This is a genomic window from Winogradskyella sp. PC D3.3 (assembly GCF_054366245.1).
The window spans coordinates 3,297,113-3,320,258 of the sequence record NZ_CM135962.1 but is presented as its reverse complement, the minus strand read 5'-3'; the positions used below and the strand labels follow the sequence as shown (position 1 = coordinate 3,320,258).

Genomic DNA, 23,146 nt, shown 5'->3' with positions numbered 1-23,146 from the left:
CTTTTTATGATGTGTATGTATAGTAATGATAATGATTTAAGAACTCAATCTCTAGCCCTCAAACTCCATGTCGTCACCACCATTTCCTCGTTGTCCAGAACGGTCTTTACTGTTTAATCTTTGGTTAAACCTGTAGATAAATGATACATTAACTTGGCGTTGTCTCCATTGAAATTCGCTATAACGACTGTAAAAGTCTGTCGTGGTAACAGATTTGTATTTTCTAGAGTTAAGTAAATCTCTAACGTTTACAGATATCGTTGCTTTTTTGTTTAGTATTTCTTTACTAAATGCAAGATCTAAAGAGAAGATACCTTCGGTATCAGATTGGGCGTCTTGTCTTGCACCTCTGTAAAATGCACTAGTTTGCCAATCTATAGCTAAAGGTAAAGTGACTTTAGAACTAAATCGAGCGAACCAACTTGTGTTTTTTGCTCCGTAATCTACACCGTTAAATTCTCCATCGGTTTCAAATTGAAAGAAATTAATGCTCGAGTTTAATCGCAACCATTTTTCAGGATTGTACATTAAACCAAGTTCAGCACCTGTACGTTGGTTTGTAGAAAGGTTAATTGGGATGGTTCTAATAATATCAATACCATCTGTAGTTTGCTGTCCTGTATTTTCTTGAACACGTTCAAATGAGTCTGTTTCGTGTTGGTAATAAATAGAAGACGTTAGTGTAAATTTTTCCCAACGTTTTAGATAGCCTAAATCAAATGTACTAGAAAAAGCAGGGTCTAAATTCGGGTTTCCTTGAAAGATATTCGTTCTACTAGAGCGAGAAGGGAAGGGGTTGATATACCAACCACGAGGACGGTTAATTCTTCTGTTATAGCCTAGTGTTATGCTTTCTTCAACATCAGAATCAGCAGATGAAAGATTATAGATAAGATTTACAGTAGGGAACAAACCTAAATAATTCTTGTCAAAGTCTGTATCAATAGGGAAACCAAAAGCTTCATTTAATTCTTGCTCTGTTAGGCGTGAATCAATTTTTCCTTTTAATTGTGTGTTTTCTAATCTTAACCCTAATAGGAAAGAGAACTTACCAAGTTTTGAACCGTATTGTGTGTATAGAGCATTTACATTTTCTGTATAATCGAAAATGTTTGAAATTTCTTCATTGATGGCAATGATTCCAGTATCTGTGTCTTCCTGATCGAGTTGGTAATCAGTATTACTATTTTTAAAATTCCCTCGATATCCAGCTTCAAAACGAGAATCTTCTCCTAATGGCAACACATAATCGGCTTGAAATAAGTATTCTTTTTGTTTTTCGTAAGTGAATTCTTGTTCTATTTGGAAAGGTTCAGGTGTAGTTTGGTTTGTGAAAATATAATTTTCATCTAGGTATGTAAGACCATCTTCGTTATCTCTTTCAAATTGAAAGTCAGCCGTTAATTTATGGTCGCTATCATCTCCAAAGCGTTTTACATAGTTAAGTGCAATTTGAAATCTGTTGTCTTTTTCGGTTTCTTTTTCTTTTCTAAGTGTTTCTTCAATAATAGTATTATTATTAAAACGTTCACTAGAATTTATGGATGTATCGGCATCGTTTCCAAAATTATAAAACAAACTACCTGTTAGCGAAGAGGATTCATTTAAGAAGTACTCCATACCTATATTCGCATTATAATTCCGATTTAAACGTTGAACGTTTTGTGTTTCAATAATTCTTCGGTATGTAGGTTCTAAAATTTGATCAGCGTCATCTGTAGTATCAAAGTAATCAACATCGGTGTAAGTGTTACGTGGTGCGTCATTATAGCGCCACCCGAAATTAGAAAATAGGTTGTATTTTTCCTTACGGTAATTCAATGCTGCGGAAAGCCCAAGGTTATCAGGATCACCAGCAGTTGCTGTTACCGATCCATTAAATCCAAGAGTTTCTTTTTGTCTTAAAATAATATTTAATATTCCAGCTGTACCTTCAGCATCATATCTAGCCGAAGGAGAGGTGATAACTTCTACACGTTCAATAGCTTCTGCAGGTAATTGACTTAATATATTACTGTCACCAAAACCAGCCATTGCTGATGGTTTTCCGTTAATTAAAATGCGTACATTTTCATTGCCTCTAAGACTAATAGCTCCTTCAACATCTACTGTTACAGAAGGTACATTGTTAAGAGCATCACTTACAGTTCCACCTGCTGTGGTTAAATCTTTACCAATGTTATAAACTTTTTTATCTAGCTTTATTTCTACGGTAGTACGTTCGGCAACAACCATTACTTCATTTAATGAAGAGACATCTAAAGCAAGGTTGATGGTTCCTAAATTTATATTGTTGGTGATATTTTGTTCTGGAAACGTTTTCGTTTTATAGGAGATGTATTCTACAGATATAATATAAAGACCTGCAGGAACTTCTACCTTGAATTTACCTTTAGAATCGGTAATACCTCCAGTAATAATTTTATCGTCTTTACTAGATTTAACAACAACCGTTGCATATTCAAGTGGAATATTAGTGTCTTCTTCAACAACGGTACCTTCAATTTTTATGTCTTTTTGAGCAAAAGAAAAATTAAGAAAACAAAGGATAAATAAAGCGGTTATAGTATGTAATTTCATCACAAGGGTTTAGTTTGTTTGCAAAAATAAACTTACTTGTGATGTATTTGGTTAATCTTGTGTTAAAGGCAACACGATTAGTGCGATTTTAACACAACCTTAATTTTTATTTCGTTTTCTCTTTTTCTTCTTCTTTTTTACCACTTCCTTTTCGTTAAAGTCACCTTTTATGAGTTCCTTTATTTTAGTCATGTCTTCTTCAGAAATAAGTTCTTTTAAGTCTAAGAAATGTGTGTCTTCTAAATTTTTTATTGCTGTATCACGTTCTAAATAATGGTCGTATCTTATTTTTAGTAAGGCGATTTTTTTGTCAAAAAAGCTATTTATAGATTGTTTAATAATATGTTTCTGAAATTCGTCAGCCTCTAGAGTGGTAAGGAAATTAGAAATATATTCGTCTTTACGCTCTTCTATTTCGCGTTGGCGTTTTGCGATTTCTTGCTCGGTTGGTTCACTGTTGGTTTGAGGAATACCATTCATGTTTCCTCTTCTGCTTTGTGCATGGATATTTAAGCCTAAGAATAAAGCGAAAAGAATTATAACTGTTTTCTTCATTGTTATACTATTTAATAAAGTCTTTAATTAATTCTGGCGGTCTGCCAACAACGGCACTATTATCTTTAACTACAATTGGGCGTTCTATTAATTTGGGATGCGCAACCATAGCTTCAATAATGGCTTTGTTAGAAAGTGTTTTTCCTTTAAAGTCAGATTTCCAAATCGCTTCATTCTTTCGAATTAAATCGATTGGTTGAATGTTTAATTTAGCAATTATAGCTTCTAAGTCTTTAACCGTTAAGTTGTTCTCAAGATATTTTATAATTTCAAAATCTTTACCTGACGCTTCTAAAATAGCTAGTCCTTGTCTTGATTTTGAACATCTTGGATTATGATATATTTTAATCATATCTTCTTATTTTTTTACAATTTATCTACTGTATCTTTTTGGCCCATCATCATTAGATACGCTTTTAAAAAGGGTTCTAAATCTCCATCCATTACGGCGTCTACATTTCCTGTTTCATAAGCAGAACGCACATCTTTAACTAATTTATAAGGATGCATCACGTAATTTCTTATTTGACTTCCCCATTCAATTTTCATTTTACCAGCTTCAATGTCATCACGTTGTGCCATTTGCTTTTGTAATTCAATTTCATATAATTGCGACTTCAGCATTTGCATAGCTCTAGTTCTGTTGTCGTGTTGAGAACGAGTTTCAGAACATTGAATTTGAATTCCAGAAGGCTTATGTAATAATTGCACTTTGGTTTCAACCTTGTTTACATTCTGTCCACCAGCACCACTAGAACGAGCTGTTGTGATTTCAATATCTGCCGGATTAATGTCAATTTCAATAGTATCATCAACCAAGGGATAGACATATACTGAAGCAAAACTAGTATGGCGCTTGGCGTTACTATCAAAAGGAGAGATTCGTACTAAGCGGTGTACTCCGTTTTCACCTTTAAGCCAACCGAAAGCAAAATCTCCTTCAATTTCTAAAGTCACTGTTTTTATACCAGCAACGTCACCATCTTGTAAGTTGAGTTCCTTAACTTTGTAACCGCTTTTTTCGGCATACATTAAATACATGCGCATAAGCATACTGGCCCAATCGCAAGATTCTGTACCACCTGCACCAGCAGTAATTTGAAGTACAGCACTCAGGCTATCTCCTTCTTCGGAAAGCATATTTTTGAATTCTAATTTTTCAATCGCATTAACGGCGGTTTCAAAACGTTCTTCAACATTTTCCATGGGAGCTTCTCCTTCTTTGTAGAACTCATAAATGACTTCTAAATCTTCAAAAAGTGATTTAGCATTGTTATAATCGTTAACCCAACTTTTTTTCTCACGAATAGATTTCATTACCAATTCGGCAGCTTTAGAATCATTCCAAAAATTAGGGTCGAAAGTTTGTTCTTCTTCGTTAGCGATTTCTATGAGCTTAGCATCTAAGTCAAAGATATTGTCTAAGTACGTCTAGACGGGAATTAAGATCTTTTATTTGATCTGATGTAATCATAAATAGTAGATTTTTATACAAATATAAGGTGCGTTGTTAAAGTGCCATAATTTTGAATCAGTTTTTTGGAAATTCCGTAATTTTATCATCATATAATATACCATACAAATGATTATAGATTTACGAAGCGATACGGTTACTAAGCCGTCAAAAGAAATGTTAGACGCTATGATGTCAGCACAGGTTGGAGATGATGTTTTTAGAGAAGATCCAACAGTGAATGAATTGGAAGAACGGTTAGCTAAAATGTTTGGGAAACAGAAGGCTTTGTTTTTTCCGTCTGGCAGCATGGCAAATCAAATTGCTATAAAATTACATACTAATCCAGGTGAGCAAGTTATTTGCGATAAATATGCACATATCTATAATTATGAAGTGGGTGGTGTCGCTTTTCACAGTGGTGCATCTTGTAAATTGATAGATGGAAATCGCGGTATGTTTACTGCTGCGCAAGTTGAAGAGGCTATTAATCCTTCGGAATATTATTATAGCCAAACGAGTTTAGTTGAGGTTGAAAACACGACCAATAAAGGAGGTGGAGCTTGTTGGGATTTTAATGAAATTGAAAAGATTAAACAAGTCTGTAAAACCAATAATTTAGGTTTTCATTTAGATGGAGCACGCTTGTGGAATGCGATGGTGGCTAAAAATGAATCAACACTTCAATACGGCAATACATTCGATACAATTTCAGTGTGTTTAAGTAAAGGTTTAGGGTGTCCTGTGGGATCTGTATTAATAGGTGATGAGGATATAATGAAGCAATCACTGAGTTTAAGAAAACTCTTTGGTGGTAACATGCGACAAGTGGGGTATTTGGCAGCCGCAGGTTTGTTTGCTTTAGATCATCATATAGATCGCCTTGCGGACGACCATAAAAAAGCAAAAGAAATAGGCACGGAGCTTTCAAGCTTATCTATAATCAAAAAAGTAGAGGCAATAGAAACCAATATTGTCATTTTTGAATTGAATGATGATGTAGATGAAGCGGATTTCTTAACTAAATTAAAAGAAAAGCATATCCATATTATAGGAATGGGAAGCCATAAATTACGCATGGTCACACATTTGGACTATACAGACCAAATGCATGACAAGCTTTTAACAGAATTAAATTCTATTTAAACATATCCATGCCAGGAATACTTGGCATGCCTTCTTTAGCAACAGCAGCAACTTCTGTTTCATGTACGTTGGTGGCTTTTTCTATTGCTTTGTTTAATGTTAAGATTAAATAATCTTCTAACATGTCTTTGTCTTGAAGTAACTCATCAGCAATGTCAATAGATTTAATTGTTCTGTTAGCTGTAATCGTTACTTTAAGTTTGTTGTCGTTACTTGTTTCATCAATTAAAACGGTATGTAGACGTTCTTTAGTTGCTTCAACTTTTTTTTGAGCTTCTTTTAATTTGCCCATCATACCCATCATATCTCCAAACATAATCTTGTGTTTTAAATTTATACGATGCAAAATTACTAAATTGCGCCTCTTTTTAGACTAAATATTCATAACAAATGATAAAAAATATAGATATAAAACCTCCAGTAGCCAAGAAGATTCCACAGCAATTAGAAAAACATGGTGATATTCGTATTGATAATTATTTTTGGATGAAAGACCGAGAGCTCCCAGAGGTTATTGATTATCTTAATGCTGAAAATGACTATTGTGATACCGAAATGGCACATACTAAAACATTTCAAAAGGATTTGTTTGAGGAAATGAAAGCCAGAATTAAAGAAGATGATTCTTCTGTACCTTATAAGTATAATGGTTATTGGTATATCACAAAATTTGAAAAAGGAAAAGATTATCCAATTTACACACGTAAAAAAGAGAGCCTAGACAATCCTGAAGAATTGTTGTTTGACTGTAATAAAATGGCTGAAGGTGAATCTTATTTTAAGTTGGTAGGTATTAGTATTAGTCCAGATAACAAATTAGTTTCTTATGGAATTGATACTACAGGAAGACGAAACTATACGATTCATATTAAGAATTTAGAAACGCATAAAGTAGCTTTAGATAGAGTTAAAAACACGACAGGATCTTCAAGTTGGGCGAATGATAATGAAACGCTATTTTATACTAAAAAAGATGAGGTTACGCTTAGAGCGTTTCAAATATATAAACATCGTTTAGGGGATAATTCTGAAGATGAACTTGTTTTTGAAGAAGGTGATGATACATTTGGAGTTGCGGTATATAAGTCAAAATCTAGAAAATATATCATTATTGCATGTTACAGTACATTGACAAATGAATATCATATTCTTGATGCTAATAATCCAGAAGGGAAATTTAAGGTTTTTCAACCAAGAATTAGAGGCTTAGAATATAGTATATCGCATTACGATAATCATTTTTATATACTTACCAATAAAGATAAAGCAACCAACTTTAAACTGATGAAGACTTTAGAGACAAATACTAAAGTTGAAAACTGGACAGAAGTCATTGCACATAGAAATGATGTGTTATTAGAAGGTATCGATATTTTTAAAGATTATTTGGTTATTAGTGAGCGTAAAAACGGCTTAAATGAAATACGAATAAAACGTTGGGATGGAAGTGCCGATTACTATTTGCCTTTTGATAACGAAACGTATACCGCATATACAGGTACCAATGTAGATTTTGATACGGAAATATTACGCTATGGTTATAATGCCATGACGACTCCATCTTCGGTTATTGAATTTAATATGCGTACTAAAATTAAAACCGTATTAAAGGAGCAAGAGGTTTTAGATAAGAATTTTAACAAAGATAATTACATTTCAGAACGTATTTGGGCCACAGCAGAAGATGGTACTAAAATTCCAATGTCTGTAGTTTATAAAAAAGGAATTAAAAAAGATGGTACTAATCCATTATTGCAATACGCTTATGGAAGTTATGGTTCTACAATGGATCCTTATTTTTCAACTATACGATTGAGTTTGTTAGATCGTGGATTTATTTATGTGATAGCGCATATAAGAGGCGGAGAATATTTAGGACGTCATTGGTATGAAGATGGAAAATTGTTGCATAAAAAAAATACATTTTCAGATTTTATTGCTTGCTCTATTCATTTAATAAAAGAACGTTATACGTCTTCTCAACATTTATATGCAATGGGAGGCAGTGCAGGAGGGTTGTTAATGGGAGCGATAGTGAATAAAGCACCCGAATTGTATAACGGTATTATTGCAGCGGTACCATTTGTAGATGTTATTACTACAATGTTAGACGATTCTATACCATTAACGACAGGTGAGTATGATGAATGGGGAAATCCTAATGATAAACTTTATTATGATTATATAAAATCGTATTCGCCATATGACAATGTTGAGGCAAAAGCCTATCCCAATATGTTAATTACTACAGGACTTCACGATTCACAAGTGCAATATTGGGAACCAGCGAAATGGGTAGCGAAACTTAGAGATCTAAAAACGGACTCAAATAAATTATATTTAAAAACAAATATGGATGCTGGTCATGGTGGTGCTTCTGGCCGATTTGAGAGTCTAAAGGAAGATGCTGAAGAGTATGCTTTTCTTCTCGATTTAGAAGGAATTACGAGCTAATTAAAAAAAAAATGTTACTTTTGCGGGGTTTTAGGTGTCTAATATAATATAATAGGTTACTGAAAAATATTTTTTATGAAGCAAAACAAAAATGTATTTGATAATGTATTACAGTTAATAGGTAATACTCCGCTTATCAAATTAAATAGAATGACTGCTGACTTTGATGGTGAATTTTATGCTAAAGTAGAAGCGTTTAATCCGGGTCATTCTTCAAAAGACAGAATTGCATTACATATTATTGAAGAAGCTGAACGTCAGGGTATATTGACACCAGGAGATACTATTATTGAAACCACCTCTGGTAATACCGGTTTTAGTATTGCTATGGTTAGTATTATTAAAGGCTACGAGTGTATTTTGGCTGTAAGTTCTAAATCTTCAGCTGATAAGATAGACATGTTAAAGTCTATGGGAGCAAAAGTTTACGTTTGTCCTGCACACGTTAAAGCTGATGATCCGCGTTCGTATTATGAAGTTGCAAAACGTTTACACGAAGAGAATAAAGGCTCTATATATATTAACCAATATTTTAACCAATTAAATATTGATGCCCATTACAATTCTACTGGACCAGAGATTTGGGATCAGACAAGTGGTGAAATTACGCACTTAATAGCTTGTAGTGGAACAGGAGGAACAATTTCTGGAATATCAAAATATTTGAAAGAGCAGAACCCAAACGTAAAAGTGATAGGTGTTGATGCTTATGGTTCTGTTTTAAAAAGTTATCACGAAACACGAGTGTTCGATGATAAAGAAATTTATCCATACAGAATTGAAGGTTTAGGTAAAAACTTAATTCCTACGGCAACTGATTTTGATGTGATTGACAAGTTTGTGAAAGTTACAGATGAAGAAAGTGCCCATACAGCAAGAGAAATTGCAAATACAGAAGGCCTTTTTGTTGGTTATACAAGTGGTGCGGCAATGCAAGCGATTAAACAATTGCAAGAAGAAGGTGAGTTTAAACCTACAGATAAAATTGTAGTTGTTTTTCCAGATCATGGATCACGTTATATGAGTAAAGTCTATAATGATAAGTGGATGGAAGATCAAGGCTTTTTTGATAGCAAACGTGCTGTTCAATCTGCAATAGAGTATATAAAATAAAATAGCATTTAAAGAATACCGGCCTATTACCATTACATGTGATAGGCTTTTTTTTGCAGAATTTTCACATAAAAATATGTTGAATAAAGTGGTTTATAACTTGTGAATACTTCATTAAATAAATTATGCATTCATAATATTATTACCTAATTTTGCAGATACTAACTAGATGAATTAACAATTATTAATAGTGGATTTTTATGGCCTAAACGTAGAAAAAACTGTTAGTAGCAAAGTATGCATGAATGAAAGATTTATTTGCAAAGATTTACAGAGATAAAGGACCACTTGGAAAATGGGCAGCTCAGGCTGAAGGTTATTTTGTTTTTCCAAAACTTGAGGGGCAAATTTCTAATAGGATGAAGTTTCAAGGCAAAGAAGTAATCACTTGGAGTATAAATGATTATTTAGGATTGTCTAATCATCCTGAAGTAAGAAAAGTAGATGCGGAAGCAGCTGCAGCTTACGGTTCTGCATATCCTATGGGGGCCCGTATGATGTCTGGTCATACCGATTTACACGAAAAATTACAAGAAGAGCTTGCGGCTTTTGTGAATAAAGAAGCGGCTTATCTTTTAAACTTTGGGTATCAAGGAATGTTATCTACAATTGATGCTTTAGTTGCTAAAGATGATATTATAGTTTATGATGTTGATGCACACGCTTGTATTATTGATGGTGTACGTTTACATATGGGTAAACGTTTTACTTATAAGCATAATGATGTCGCAAGTTTAGAAAAGAACCTTGAGCGTGCTACTAAAATGGCTGAACAAACTGGAGGTGGAATCTTAGTGATTTCTGAAGGTGTTTTTGGAATGCGTGGAGAACAAGGCCGTTTAAAAGAGATTGTTGATCTTAAGAAAAAATTCAATTTTAGACTATTTGTTGATGATGCTCATGGTTTTGGAACTTTAGGTGCTACAGGTGCAGGTACAGGTGAAGAACAAGGAGTTCAAGATGAAATTGATGTGTATTTCGCCACTTTTGCGAAAGCAATGGCTAGTACAGGTGCATTTATTGCAGCAGATAAAGAAATTATAGATTACTTAAAATACAACTTACGTTCTCAAATGTTTGCGAAGTCTTTACAGATGCAACTCGTAGTTGGTGCATTAAAGCGTTTAGACATGTTACGTACTATGCCAGAACTTAAAGCAAATCTATGGACCATTGTTGATGCGTTACAATCCGGTTTAAAAGAGCGTGGTTTTGATATTGGAACAACACAAAGTTGTGTAACTCCTGTGTATTTAAAAGGTAGTATTCCAGAAGCGATGGCCTTAGTAAGAGACTTACGAGAAAATTATGGAATATTCTGTTCTATAGTTGTTTATCCTGTGATTCCTAAAGGACTTATTTTATTAAGAATGATTCCTACAGCAACACATACATTAGAAGATGTAAAAGAAACATTAGATGCTTTTGACGCTATTAGAGAACGTTTAATTAACGGTACTTATAAAAGAATGTCTGCAGCGTTAATTGCTGCTATGGGTGAATAATTTATAGCTCGAAAAAGATAAAAATTAAAACGGTCATCGCAATTTATGTGATGACCGTTTTTCATTTATTGACGTTTATAAATCTTAGTTTATAAGTCTTTTCGTAATGTTTTTCTTCTAATATAAACCTTTGGATCAAAATGTTTCCAGATTTGCTTTATGGCAATATTATCTTCTAACTCTGGTGTTCTATAACAGGTTTCTATTCTTTTTTGTTTAAAGGTTTCATAATATTCATTAAATATTACAGCATGAACTCCTTTGTTTTGATAGTCTGGGTGTATCCCTATTAAATAGAAAATAACGTCCTTACTGTGTTTTTTTGCTTTTAGAATATGTGAAAATCCAAATGGGAATAATTTACCATTAGCTTTTTGTAATGCTAAAGCAAATCTAGGCATCACAACAGCAAAACCAATAAGTTTATCGTGCTCATCAATCACAAATTTGATGTATTCTGGATTAACAAAACTGATGAATTTCTTCTTAAAATAGTCTTTTTGAATATCTGTTATTTCAACAAATGACGATAAAGACGAATAACTCTCATTAAAAAGATCGAACATACGATCGGCATAAGGCATTACCTCTTCGGTTTTAGTAAGCTTTAAGGCCCGTAGCTTGTAGCGCCGTTTAATGAGTTCTTGTGCTTTTTTAAAAAATTCGGGCTTTACATTTTTAAAAGGAAACTTGTTTTCTGAGTATTCTTTTTCAATGCTGTAGCCATGAGCATTATAGTGGTCAATATAGTAAGGGTGGTTATACCATGTAATCATGGTGCCAAGTTGGTCAAAACCTTCAGTCATGACACCCACTTTATCTAAATTTGAGAAACCTACAGGACCTTCGGCATAACTTAATTGCTGATCTCTTCCAATATCTTCAATGGTGTTTAATAACGCTTTGCTGACTTCTAAATCGTCAATAAAATCAAACCAACCAAAACGCATTTTCTTTATACCTTGTTTATCAACTTCAAGCCAATTTATAATAGCAGCAATTCTACCAACAATCTCCCCAGATTTATAGGCTAAGAAAAAACGAGCCTCTGCATCTTTAAAGATTGGGTTTTTGTCTTTATTAAAGGTTTCTAACTCTTGTTTTATAATAGGAGGGACCCAATACTTAGAGTCTTTGTATATTTTAAAAGGGAACTGAACAAATGCTTTTAATTCCTTTTTTGATGTGGCTTCTTTAATTGTTATCATGTAGTTAGGAAAGCTATAAATTAAGAATCGAAATCATTTGTTTTCTTTTCCTTTTTCTTTTTCTTCTTTTTCTTAAAATTACCATCACTGCCGTTACCATTATCTATCTTTTTATCTTGATGAAAATCTAAACGATATGAAGCTCCAAACGCTATGTTAAAAACGGTAGGAGTGTCTTTGGTGTTAAATGCGATATTGGCGTCTAATTGAAAATCTTTTGTCCAAAGATACGCACCTCCAAATCTAAAAATATTATCAGCATAGAAATCACTATTAATTCCTTGTGCTTCTCCAAATACCACCCATTGTGGAGTAAAAGAATGGGTTAAAGTAAAGATATATTGAAAATCAGATTGATCTGTTCCGATTCTATCTTTAATTAAATTCATTACAAAGACCCAACCACCATTAAAATTGTTCTGAGTCGCAAGCATTACTTTGGGACTAAACCCCTCTATGTCTGGTGCTGTGTAAGGATTGTTTTTCGTGTCAAAATTAGCACCAACATAAACGGAAACAGCTGGTATTAAAGATTTCCATCTAAATTTATTGTTAGCATGATAGCTATATAAATTAGGTTTTTCTTCTCCTGCATTTTTATACGGATCATAAACCAAATACTTTGCTCCTAAAGTAAAATTTTTAAAATTAGAGCGTTTGTCTGGAAGAGGAATTGTAGCATTATTATAAGTGATTTTGTCATTTTGATAAATACCGTCTAGAGATAATTCGAGTTGTTCAAATAATAAGCCATATCGCAATGCGAAATCAAGTCCAAAGCCTGAAACTTCATAATTAGCAAGTGCATGCTCTTCTTTAACGGTAAAAGCACCAGCTTCAAATTGAACAACTCCGGTTCCTACCGAAAAAGCACTTTTGGATACTCCTGGTCGATTAGAGTTAATGACTTCAGTATATTGAGCGTAGGTAGAATTAAAACTAAAGGCTAGAATTAAAACAAGTATTGATTTGAGTATTCGCATTATTTATGGATTTAAAACCATTCGGTCTATTGTAGATTGAAGTCAAATATAGATATTTTATAGTTTTTTTAAGGAATTAAATCGGATTATAAATGAGTATAATTGTATTTTTGAATATTATAACATGTTTATCATACAACAAGCTTAGTCCATGGGATTACTGAGAACTATATTAATTATTTTACTTGTTTACTTCGGTTTTAAGATATTATCACGTCTTTTTGCACCTTTATTATTGAAGTTTGTAGCCAAGAAAGCTGAGGAAAAATTTGGAGGACAATTTGGAGGCTTCCAAAATCCGAATCAACAAAGACAGGAACAAAAGCAAAAGGAAGGAGAAACCGTAATCGATAAAATGCCTAACCAAAATGGTTCTTCTAACCAAAAAGTAGGTGAATATATCGACTATGAAGAAATTGATTAATCAATTTTTTGCACATAGAGGAAACTCTAGTGATGTTTCAAAAAAAATAACTACTTTTCAGAATCATTCAACTTAAAGCATTCTCATGTCATTTTCTATAAAACGTTTATTGCCACATGTCCTAATTTTAATAGGATTTGTAGTGGTTTCATTAGCTTATTTTAGTCCTGTTTTACAAGGAAAAAAAATTAACCAAAGTGATATTTTGCACTACATTGGTATGGCTCAGCAACAAAAAGAGTTTGCCAAGACTACAGGTGAAGAAACGTATTGGACCAATAGTGCCTTTGGTGGAATGCCAACTTATCAATTAGGGGCAAAGTATCCGCACAATTATATTAAAAAATTAGATTTAACGTTACGATTTTTACCGAGACCTGCAGATTATTTATTCCTTTATTTTATAGGCTTTTATATCTTATTGTTGTCCTTAAAAGTTGATTTTAAGCTGGCTGCATTAGGAGCATTGGCTTTTGGTTTTTCTACCTATTTGATTATTATTTTGGGTGTGGGGCATAATGCAAAGGCACATGCTATAGCTTATATGCCTTTAGTATTGGCAGGAATAATTCTCACGTTTCGAAAAAAATATATTTTAGGGTTTTTGCTCACGACTATAGCTTTAGGTCTAGAGATTGTGGCTAATCATTTCCAGATGACCTATTATCTGTTACTATTGGTTTTGGTGCTTGGTTTAGCGTACCTCATTGATGCATATAGAAAAAAGGTATTACCGCACTTCTTTAAATCAGTGGGTTTATTAACTATTGCGGCCATTTTAGCTGTTGGTTTAAATGCTACCAATATAATGGCAACGCAAGAATATGTTAAAGAAAGTGCGCGTGGTCAAAGTGATTTAACCATAAATCCAGATGGTTCACCAAAAGAGGTGACAACGGGTTTAGATAGAGATTATATTACAGAATATAGTTATGGTATTTTAGAAACTTTCAATCTATATATCCCCAAATTTATGGGAGGTGGTAACTACGAAGATGTGGGTAAAGATTCCGAAACTTATAAAGCCTATATTAATTTAGGAGCTTCTCCAATGGAAGCGTTAGATAGGGCTAGAAATGCACCAATGTATTGGGGAGATCAACCTATTGTAGAAGCACCAGCTTACGTTGGAGCTGTGATTATTTTCTTATTTGTATTAGGTCTGTTTTTGGTGAAAGGACGATTAAAATGGTGGCTCGTTGGTGGAACTGTTTTATCACTTTTATTGTCTTATGGAAAGAATTTTGGGTTTTTAACAGATTTGTTTATTGATTATGTGCCTTTCTATAACAAGTTTAGAGCGGTAAGTTCAATTCAAGTGATTTTAGAATTGTGTATTCCGGTTTTAGGTATTTTTGCATTATCACGTTTGTTTAATGACTTTCAGAAAGATGAAGAAAAACTAAAAGCTTTGCTGTATTCCGTTGGCATCACAGCAGGTTTAGCTGTCCTCTTTCTACTATTTAAATCTATTTTATTTGATTTTGAAGGTTTACGAGATGATCAATACATTAGTGCTTATGGGCAACCATTTATGGATGCCGTTATTGAAGACCGAAAAGCGTTAATGACCACAGACACCTTAAGAACCTTAATATTAGTTTTGCTTTCCGCAGGCACGATCTACTTATTTTTAAAGAAGAAATTATCAGAAAATTTAGTCGTTGTTGTATTTGCAGTGTTAATCCTTTTCGATTTGGTGACTGTAGATAAACAGTATGTTAATAATGATAATTTTATTTCAGCTATTAAAGTTGATAAGCCATATCAGCCTAACCAAGCAGATAAAGAAATATTAAAAGACAAAGGGCATTTTAGAGTGATGGATATGTCTACAGAAGGACAACGCATGCCTGCCAAAGCTGCTTATTATCATAATTCATTGATGGGGTATAGTGCAGCGAAACTAGGACGTGTTAATGAGTTATTAGAATTTCATAAAAACAACATGAATGTCCTTAATATGCTTAATACCAAATACATCATTGCAGAAGAACAAGGACAGATTTTTCCTTATACTAATACAGATGCGAATGGTAATGCTTGGTTTGTTTCAAGGCTCAAGGTTGTTGCCGATGCTAATCAAGAAATTTTAGCTTTAGATAGTTTAAATACAAAAACAACAGCTGTTTTAGAGCAAACAGTTCAGGCCAAAAATAATTTAAAAACAACATACCAAGTTGATTCCACAGCTTCCATTGAGTTAATGGAATACAAGCCAAATTATTTAAAATACGAATCGAATAACACAAATGTAGGCTTAGCTGTATTCTCAGAAATCTATTACGCTCAGGGTTGGAATGCTTACATTGATGGTACATTAACACCACATTTTAGAGTAAACTATGTGTTAAGAGCATTAGAATTACCTAAAGGCAAGCACACTATAGAATTTAAATTTGAACCACAAGTTGTAAAAACAGGTAGTAGTGTTGCTTTAATGAGTTCTGTTGTTTTAGGGCTTTTGATTTTGTTTGGTGTTTTCTATGCGTTTAAGCGACGAAAGGCTAAGGATTAATTATGAGTTTTAAAACACTAATTATAACTTATTATTGGCCCCCAGCGGGAGGACCAGGCGTGCAACGTTGGTTAAAATTCGTGAAATACTTACCTGAATTTGGAATAGAACCTATTGTCTATTGTCCTGAAAATCCAAATTATCCTATATTAGATGAGAGTTTAGTAAATGAGATTCCTGAGAATATTACCATTTTAAAACAACCAATTAATGAACCTTATGGGTTGGCAAGTGTGTTTTCAAAAGGAAAATCTAAAAAAATTAGTTCAGGTGTTATTCCTAAAGCCAAAAAGCAGTCGTTAACAGAAAAAGCTATGCTTTATGTGAGAGGGAATTTCTTTATTCCTGATGCTCGGAAAAATTGGATAAAACCTTCGGTTGAGTTTCTTTCAAACTATATAAAAGAGTATCAAATTGAAACGATAATTACTACAGGACCACCTCATAGTTTACACTTAATAGGCTTGCAATTAAAAGCAAGAATAGGAGTAAAGTGGTTAGCCGATTTTAGAGACCCATGGACCACGATTGGTTATCATAAAGATTTAAAACTAACAGCGGCTTCAAAAGCAAAACATATTGATTTAGAACAAAAGGTTTTAAATGCTGCCGATGAAATTATAGTGACTAGTCATCATACCAAAAACGAATTTCAAATCAAAACCAAGCAACCAATTTCGGTAATTACTAATGGTTACGATGCACATTCAGTTAGGATAGAAGCGAAGGATGAAAAATTTACCTTATCTCATATTGGTTCGTTGTTGTCTGAACGTAACCCTTTAGTTTTATGGGAAACCCTTTCGGAATTAATTAAAGAAAATAGTGCTTTTTCTGAAGCATTTAGCTTGCAATTAATAGGAGTGGTTAGTGATGACGTGATTGAATCTATTCATGAAAAGGGATTAAAGAATCATGTTAATATTGTAGGGTATGTGAACCATGATGAAGCCTTAAGATTTCAAATGAAATCGCAGTTATTATTGTTAATTGAAATCGATTCAGAAGACACTAAAGCCATTATTGCAGGTAAAGTTTTTGAATATCTTATTTCTGAAACTCCAATATTAGCTATTGGTCCTAAAGATGCGGATGTGGAACAAATTATTACATCAACTAATACAGGGACCTATTTTAATTACCAACAAAAAACAGCATTAAAAGGACAACTCTTAAATTATTTCCAAGCCTATCAAAATCACGACCTAAAAGTGCATGCTATTGGTTTACAGCCTTACAGCAGAAAAGCATTGACGCAAAGGTTAAGTGAAATTATTAAAGCGGGCTAGTTAATAAAGTTCATTTTAGCATTAATAGTTGTATTTTGCTTCACTATGGGAATCGTATTAAATCAATCATTTAAAAACACAATCACCACGTATTTGGGTTTTGGTATTGGTGCTATTAATACACTATTTCTTTACACAAATTTTTTATCGGATGAGTATTACGGTTTAGTTGCTTTTTTGCTGTCGGCCGCCAATATTATGATGCCTTTTATGGCTTTTGGTGTGCATAACGCGATAGTGAAATTCTATTCTTCGTTTAAGTCAAAAAACAGTATCAATAGTTTTTTGACACTTATGCTATTTCTGCCTTTATTGTTTATTATTCCAGCGGCTCTTATAGGGTGTTTTGCCTATGAGGCTATAGTTCATTGGCTTTCAAACGAAAACCCAATCGTAGAAAATTATGTTTGGCATATTTTCATTCTGGCAGTATCAATGGCTTATTTCGAAATCTTTTTCGCATGGACAAAAGTGCACATGCAAACCGTTTTTGGGAATTTAATGAAAGAGATCTTTCATCGCATCTGTATCATGCTTTTACTCTTTGCAGTATATTTCGATTGGTTAACGGTAGATCATTTTATAGTCGCTCTTGTTGGAGTGTATGTTTTAAGAATGTTGATTATGAAATTGTACGCGTATTCTGTTAGATTCCCTAAATTAAAATTTCAAAAATTAGAGCATCAGTTTTCAATTTTAAAATATGCTGCATTAATGATTATTGCAGGTTCCGTTGCTATGCTGATTTTGGATATCGACAAGTTTATGATTGGTTTAATGTTGCCCGATATTGAGCAAGTGGCTTATTACAGTGTTGCTATTTTTATAGCTACTGTTATTGCTGTTCCGCAACGTGCAATGCATCAAATTATGTTGCCATTAACAGCAAAATACCTCAATGAAAAGGATAAAATATCATTAGAGAACTTATATAAGCGCAGTTCTATGACGCTTTTAGTGATTAGTGGATTTATTTTTTTGCTGATTATTTTAAATATTAATCAACTCTACGAAATTCTTCCAGAGAAATTTACAGGTGGACTTTTTGTAGTTTTAATCGTAAGTCTTGCTAAACTTTACGATAATAGTTTGGGAAATAATAATGCTATTCTATTCAATAGTGATTATTACCGAATGGTCTTGTTTTTTGGTGTTTTGTTAGCGCTGATGGCGATAGTGTTGAATGCTGTTTTTATTCCTGTGTATGGCATAGAAGGTTCTGCTTTTGCAACATTCTTGGCTGTTTTTATTTATAATACAATCAAAATTATATTTGTAAAACGAAAATTTAATATGTTGCCTTTTACTATAGGTTCTGTTAAGGTTATATTGGCATTAATAGTGTTATCATTAGCATTTTATTTTTGGGATTTTCCATTTCATCCTGTAATGAATATTATTTTGAAATCAGGATTAATAGGTTTCATTTACTTTGTGTTAATTTATAAATTGAATGTGTCTGAGGATATTTCAGAACAAATAAAAAAGTATTTAAAATTTTAAAAACGTTTAAAAAAAGAAATTCCCGTAAGTTGCTTTGAGGCACACTTCATACGGGAATTCCTAACCAACCAAAAAAAAACGTTTATCCTCTTGTTCGTCTTGAGCTAGCTCTTGTAGAACTTTGGTTGCTTGTTCTACTGATATTTGTTCTAGCTTTTACAGACGACTTGCTTTTATTTTGAGTCACTTTCCTGTTTTGTGACTTTGCTTTAGTATATGTACGAGAAGTAGTGGTGTTCGGTTTTCTAACCGATAAACTATTTCTCCTTTCTGTTTTGTTAGACACAGAAGAACTGCTTCTGGTCACATTTGTACTTGTATTTCTTCTAGGTATTACACTAGTATTGCGTTGTGTGGTCGTTCTACTTGGTGTTGTCACTCTCGTATTTGTACGCGTTGTTGTTCTTGTACGCGTTGCTCTAGTTGGAGTCGAAACTCTTGTTGTAGAGCGTGTTGATACTGTAGCATTTGAAGCACGTCTTGTGTTTGTACTTCGTGTTGTAGCCCTTGTATTAGCTTCTGTTAAATGTGTTGCTCTTGTACTTGCAATGGTTGTATTTCTACGTTGCGCTTGTGTTCTAATAGTACGTTCAGCTCTGTTTCTTGGGGTTTGAGCGTAACTAACATTTCTTCTAGTGGTAGTAGCCGTTCTTCTTACGGCATGTCCATTATCACGTCTTCCAATATTATAATATCTGACATTGTTTGTATATGGTCTATAATAAATATGTCTTACAGGTGTATAAAACTGTCTGTATGGATTAATATGAACAATAGAGAAGTTAACATGTGGTGTCGCATAATATCGATGCCATGGTCTGTAAACATAAGATCTGTTGTATATATTAATAAAGCCATCATATCTGTAAAATACATTGTTTCTGTAGTACACATTTAGACCGCCAATACGACTAATTCTACCAAAATTGTTATAGTTAATAAAGATGTTTCCAATTTGGTTTACACGTCCGTAATAATCATAATAGATTGGCGTGTTTTCAACTTGAATAATAGCACCAAATTCATCATACTGTACATAAGGATTATAATCATAACCCGTATTAAAGCTCAAACTAAAACCAGGAGTATTAATTCCAACGCTTACATCTGGTCCATAATTTGGTAAATAAAAATCAAACTGACCATCGGCGAACACAGAAAATTCAATTCCAGCTTCATTAAATATGAAAGAATTACCATAACCTCTCACATAGTTATTAATTGAAGCCTCTGCTTCTGATGTGGTTGTGTTGGTTGCGAATGCAGTAGTGCTTATGGCGACTAAAGTTGCAAATAAATATAGTATTCGTTTCATAATAATTGGGTTTTAAATTAAACTCGTTTAGTATAAAACAAACAACGTGCCAGAATTGTAGATTACTGTGTTTTAATGGGTTGTGTTTGATTGAAAATAGACTGGTAGATATAAATTATGCGCATACCCTTTAAAGCGATCAAAGGTGTTATATAATTTATTACTTTTAAACCAGACTAAGCATCAAACTATGAGTACCAACCAAATAGATTGTAAAAATTGTGAACAACCTTATCATGAGGAGTTTCAATTTTGCCCACATTGCGGACAAAAAGCAAACGACGAACTTACGATAGGGGTTTTGTTTTATAATACCATTAGTAATTACTTTTCATTTGATGCACGCTTTTTTAAAAGCTTTATGCCTTTAATGTTTAAGCCTGGTTATTTAGCTCAGGAATTTATTAAAGGAAAGCGCTTAATGTATTTGCATCCTGCGCAGATGTATTTGTTTATTACTGTTATATTTTTCTTTTTATCTAGTTTTTATTCCAGAGAATTTAGAGATGATATAGATAAAGGCATGCAACAAGTTTTGGCGAGTCGATCTGAAAACGTTATAATACAAGATAGTATTCCTAAAGATTCTATTGCTATCAATGACTATTTAAAACCTCTTAGAGATAATAGCTTCACTATAGGATTAGATGACGATGATTTAAAAGTTATAGATTCCCTCTCAAAAATTAAAGTGCCTAAAAATAACTTTGGAACGTCATTTACTTTTAATGAAAGAGAAATGGACTCCATAATTGCTACAGGAGCATCAGACGAAGCGATATATAAACATATGGGAATGTCCGATGATGCAGGTTTTGTAAAACGAAAACTCTATAGTCAAATGCTTAAGTTTTATAAAAGTATGGGACTTGGGCAGATTTACCAAACCATTATAGATAGCATCCCATTAGCTATGTTCTTCTTATTGCCGCTTTTTGCACTTTTGTTGAAAATATTCTTTTTTAATAAAGGTAGATATGCCCATCATTTGGTGTTTAGTTTTTACTATTTTTCCTTTTTGTTTACCTTATTTAGTATCCTGTTTTTAGTAAATAGATGGATAATAGATATACCAGATTGGATCGATTGGCTTATTGTATTTTCAACCTTCTTTTACTTAGTATTTGCAATAGCTAGATTTTACAGACAGCACTGGCTTTTAAGTTTCGTTAAAACGGGTGTAATTGGCTTTTTATTTATGTCGCTTGTATTACCGTTTTCACTTACGATCTTAGGAATTATTTCGTTTTTGTACTATTAATTATGAAAACAACAAACGCACTATTATGGTGTTGTTTTGCAGAACTTAACAAAACATAGACACTGTAATTAAGCTTATGAATTAATAGGTGCGTTTACTCTTGTCTAGAAGGCTTTTTATTTTTTTGTAAGCAATAAGGTAGATTGTAGCTACACCGAATGAGATAAGGGTACCTATATATATTCCAAATAAGGGGTAAACGATGGATATTGTTAACGAATAAATGATTAACGAAAACATTCCAATCGGAACATTTTTAATCACCGTATGCACATGTTCTTTTGAATAGGTAAAGTGAATGATTAGCATTAAAGGAAAAAGCGTGGTAGGGAAAGCAGAAAAAAGCCCAGCCCAAGTAGATCCTACAAATTTTGGGACACTCGTAATTACCAATATAATTAAGGCAGCAAAAAAGGCTCTCACAAATAGAATTCTATAATTGAGTTTTACCTTAGTTTGAATGTTAATATTCTTAATATTTTTGAAAAGATAGATGTATAGAAAAGAACATGCAATCGGAATTAATATAGCGATGTATTTATTAATTTCAATACGTTGTAATAATGAAACAATAATAAAGTAGCCAATAATAGCACACAAAGAAGATAAGAGAATATTATAGTTTTTAAAGTGCCTTGATGCTATGTAATAAATATAAACAAAGGATAAGGTGGCACTCAATCCAATCATATTATAAACGGCACTTTCTGCAGCAAATTCAGGATTAACTTCTAAACCAAAAAAGAATAAAGTTATAGCAGAACCAGAAGGATAACCTGATAAGATCCCTGCAACTTTGGGGCTTACATTCTCAGCCAGAACCGATAAGCCTATAACAAATGCAATGGCGACGATTAATTTAATTAAGAATAGAAATTCTATCATATGATGGGCAAATATAATTATTTAGTTGAAGCATTCATTCTCTATTAGTTATAAAAAAAACATAAATAAGGCAGCCATTTTAGTTGCCTATTTTAACGCGTTAAAAACAAAAGTGACTTTAGAATTAGTGACAGCTATAACTGAAGAAAATATAAGAACAGTTGCTAAAATCTTATCCTAATCATTTATAATTTATAGCCTCATCCTAATAGGTAAGAAACAAGCTGCCTATATAATGTAAGTAGTTTTTAAGATGTTAATAGCTTAGTCTTAGTAAAGACAAGTGATCTATAAATTACTAATTGGACCAGCATGCCAAATAGGAACTTTTAAAAAGGCGCTCAACATTTCAGCATCTCTAATAATAGATTTTAAATTACCATGATCTACAACATTTTTTCTAGACGCATCATCTAGTACTAAATTAAGTTCAAAACTTTTATAAGAGCCATCATCACTTTGAACGTGTTCTCCTATAATTTGAATGGCAATTATTGATTTTAAAGATAAATAGTCTTCGGAATGTTTTCTTTTAGAGCGCTGCGTTTTGAATGCATACGTTGTGTAATAAAGCCCCTGCTGTTTATCGAAAACTCGCGGTTTGTAAAATATATAAAACATAAAACCTCCTGCTCCAGAAAAAACGAGTCCAAAAATAATAAGAAACCAATTGATAGAAATGGATTCTAAATTTCCTTTAAATAATGGAACGAGATTAAAAAATAAAACTCCCAAACCAACAGCTAAAAATATAAAGCTAAAGATAGCTGCTCCGATTGAAGGTTTATAAATTAATTTAGAAGGATTTGCTTGAATTAAAACATTGGTTTTAAAATTGGCACCACCAGGTTTTAAAGGAGATGTTGAAACTTTAGATTTTATAGTGTCATTATTACTAGGTGTATTTGCTTTAGCTTCAATAACTTCGTTGTGAAAACCTTCGGGTAAATCCAT

Annotated in this window: 20 protein-coding genes; 10 read left to right on the top strand and 10 right to left on the bottom strand. The window is 32.9% G+C overall.

The annotated features are described in order from the left end of the window. Nucleotides 1–51: 51 nt before the first annotated feature. From ACXGSQ_RS14620 to prfB, 4 genes are all read right to left on the bottom strand, one after another. Nucleotides 52–2,580: a TonB-dependent receptor domain-containing protein gene (locus tag ACXGSQ_RS14620; protein ID WP_458626890.1), complete on the bottom strand. Its 2,529-nt coding sequence runs from the start codon at nt 2,578–2,580 to the stop codon at nt 52–54. A 99-nt stretch (nt 2,581–2,679) separates the two neighbouring features. Next, entirely contained in the window at nt 2,680–3,135 is a 456-nt protein-coding gene (locus tag ACXGSQ_RS14615; RefSeq protein ID WP_458626889.1) for a hypothetical protein, read from the bottom strand. A gap of 7 nt (nt 3,136–3,142) precedes the next feature. Then, nucleotides 3,143–3,487 carry an arsenate reductase (glutaredoxin) gene (gene arsC / locus ACXGSQ_RS14610; RefSeq protein ID WP_458626888.1) on the bottom strand — a complete coding sequence of 115 codons (345 nt, stop codon included), beginning with the start codon at nt 3,485–3,487 and terminating at the stop codon, nt 3,143–3,145. A gap of 14 nt (nt 3,488–3,501) precedes the next feature. Beyond that, a protein-coding gene (gene prfB, locus ACXGSQ_RS14605) for a peptide chain release factor 2 (RefSeq protein WP_458626887.1) occupies nt 3,502–4,609 on the bottom strand; the annotation gives its coding sequence in 2 pieces (ribosomal slippage) (nt 3,502–4,545 and nt 4,547–4,609; 1,107 coding nt in all). 108 nt (nt 4,610–4,717) lie between these two features. On the opposite strand from prfB, the gene ACXGSQ_RS14600 reads away from it, so the two are divergent. Further along, on the top strand, nt 4,718–5,734 hold the full coding sequence (locus ACXGSQ_RS14600; protein WP_458626886.1) for a threonine aldolase family protein: 1,017 nt from the start codon (nt 4,718–4,720) through the stop codon (nt 5,732–5,734). Here ACXGSQ_RS14600 and ACXGSQ_RS14595 read toward each other — a convergent pair. Further along, complete coding sequence (locus ACXGSQ_RS14595; RefSeq protein ID WP_458626885.1) at nt 5,727–6,050, bottom strand: YbaB/EbfC family nucleoid-associated protein; 324 nt, start codon at nt 6,048–6,050, stop codon at nt 5,727–5,729. The genes ACXGSQ_RS14600 and ACXGSQ_RS14595 overlap by 8 nt on opposite strands. Before the next feature lie 74 nt (nt 6,051–6,124). On the opposite strand from ACXGSQ_RS14595, the gene ACXGSQ_RS14590 reads away from it, so the two are divergent. From ACXGSQ_RS14590 to ACXGSQ_RS14580, 3 genes are all read left to right on the top strand, one after another. Continuing rightward, nucleotides 6,125–8,188, top strand: a complete 2,064-nt coding sequence (locus ACXGSQ_RS14590; RefSeq protein WP_458626884.1) for a S9 family peptidase — start codon at nt 6,125–6,127, stop codon at nt 8,186–8,188. Between the two features lie 75 nt (nt 8,189–8,263). Next, a complete protein-coding gene (locus ACXGSQ_RS14585) occupies nt 8,264–9,301 on the top strand; it encodes a PLP-dependent cysteine synthase family protein (RefSeq protein ID WP_458626883.1) in 1,038 nt (345 codons plus the stop codon). A gap of 245 nt (nt 9,302–9,546) precedes the next feature. After that, nucleotides 9,547–10,806, top strand: coding sequence for an aminotransferase class I/II-fold pyridoxal phosphate-dependent enzyme (locus tag ACXGSQ_RS14580; RefSeq protein WP_458626882.1), 1,260 nt, complete (start codon nt 9,547–9,549; stop codon nt 10,804–10,806). A gap of 89 nt (nt 10,807–10,895) precedes the next feature. Here the strand turns inward: ACXGSQ_RS14580 and ACXGSQ_RS14575 are convergent, their stop codons facing one another. Together ACXGSQ_RS14575 and ACXGSQ_RS14570 are read right to left on the bottom strand one after the other, a co-directional pair. After that, nucleotides 10,896–12,014 (bottom strand): GTP cyclohydrolase, encoded by a 1,119-nt coding sequence (locus tag ACXGSQ_RS14575; protein ID WP_458626881.1) that lies wholly within the window; start codon nt 12,012–12,014, stop codon nt 10,896–10,898. Nucleotides 12,015–12,034: 20 nt separating this feature from the next. Next, entirely contained in the window at nt 12,035–12,997 is a 963-nt protein-coding gene (locus ACXGSQ_RS14570) for a transporter (protein WP_458626880.1), read from the bottom strand. A 151-nt stretch (nt 12,998–13,148) separates the two neighbouring features. On the opposite strand from ACXGSQ_RS14570, the gene ACXGSQ_RS14565 reads away from it, so the two are divergent. From ACXGSQ_RS14565 to ACXGSQ_RS14550, 4 genes are all read left to right on the top strand, one after another. Continuing rightward, on the top strand, nt 13,149–13,421 hold the full coding sequence (locus ACXGSQ_RS14565) for a DUF4834 family protein (RefSeq protein ID WP_458626879.1): 273 nt from the start codon (nt 13,149–13,151) through the stop codon (nt 13,419–13,421). Nucleotides 13,422–13,506: 85 nt separating this feature from the next. After that, entirely contained in the window at nt 13,507–15,939 is a 2,433-nt protein-coding gene (locus ACXGSQ_RS14560) for a YfhO family protein (RefSeq protein WP_458626878.1), read from the top strand. Between the two features lie 2 nt (nt 15,940–15,941). Next, nucleotides 15,942–17,228: a glycosyltransferase family protein gene (locus tag ACXGSQ_RS14555; RefSeq protein WP_458626877.1), complete on the top strand. Its 1,287-nt coding sequence runs from the start codon at nt 15,942–15,944 to the stop codon at nt 17,226–17,228. Nucleotides 17,229–17,273: 45 nt separating this feature from the next. Then, entirely contained in the window at nt 17,274–18,731 is a 1,458-nt protein-coding gene (locus ACXGSQ_RS14550) for an oligosaccharide flippase family protein (RefSeq protein ID WP_458626876.1), read from the top strand. Between the two features lie 82 nt (nt 18,732–18,813). On the opposite strand, the gene ACXGSQ_RS14545 is transcribed toward ACXGSQ_RS14550, so the two are convergent. Beyond that, a complete protein-coding gene (locus ACXGSQ_RS14545) occupies nt 18,814–20,046 on the bottom strand; it encodes a hypothetical protein (RefSeq protein WP_458626875.1) in 1,233 nt (410 codons plus the stop codon). Nucleotides 20,047–20,236: 190 nt separating this feature from the next. On the opposite strand from ACXGSQ_RS14545, the gene ACXGSQ_RS14540 reads away from it, so the two are divergent. After that, entirely contained in the window at nt 20,237–21,307 is a 1,071-nt protein-coding gene (locus ACXGSQ_RS14540) for a DUF3667 domain-containing protein (RefSeq protein ID WP_458626874.1), read from the top strand. Between the two features lie 81 nt (nt 21,308–21,388). Here the strand turns inward: ACXGSQ_RS14540 and ACXGSQ_RS14535 are convergent, their stop codons facing one another. Continuing rightward, nucleotides 21,389–22,192, bottom strand: a complete 804-nt coding sequence (locus ACXGSQ_RS14535) for a hypothetical protein (RefSeq protein ID WP_458626873.1) — start codon at nt 22,190–22,192, stop codon at nt 21,389–21,391. A gap of 25 nt (nt 22,193–22,217) precedes the next feature. On the opposite strand from ACXGSQ_RS14535, the gene ACXGSQ_RS14530 reads away from it, so the two are divergent. Next, entirely contained in the window at nt 22,218–22,373 is a 156-nt protein-coding gene (locus ACXGSQ_RS14530; protein WP_458626872.1) for a hypothetical protein, read from the top strand. Between the two features lie 107 nt (nt 22,374–22,480). Here the strand turns inward: ACXGSQ_RS14530 and ACXGSQ_RS14525 are convergent, their stop codons facing one another. Continuing rightward, complete coding sequence (locus ACXGSQ_RS14525; protein WP_458626871.1) at nt 22,481–23,146, bottom strand: hypothetical protein; 666 nt, start codon at nt 23,144–23,146, stop codon at nt 22,481–22,483.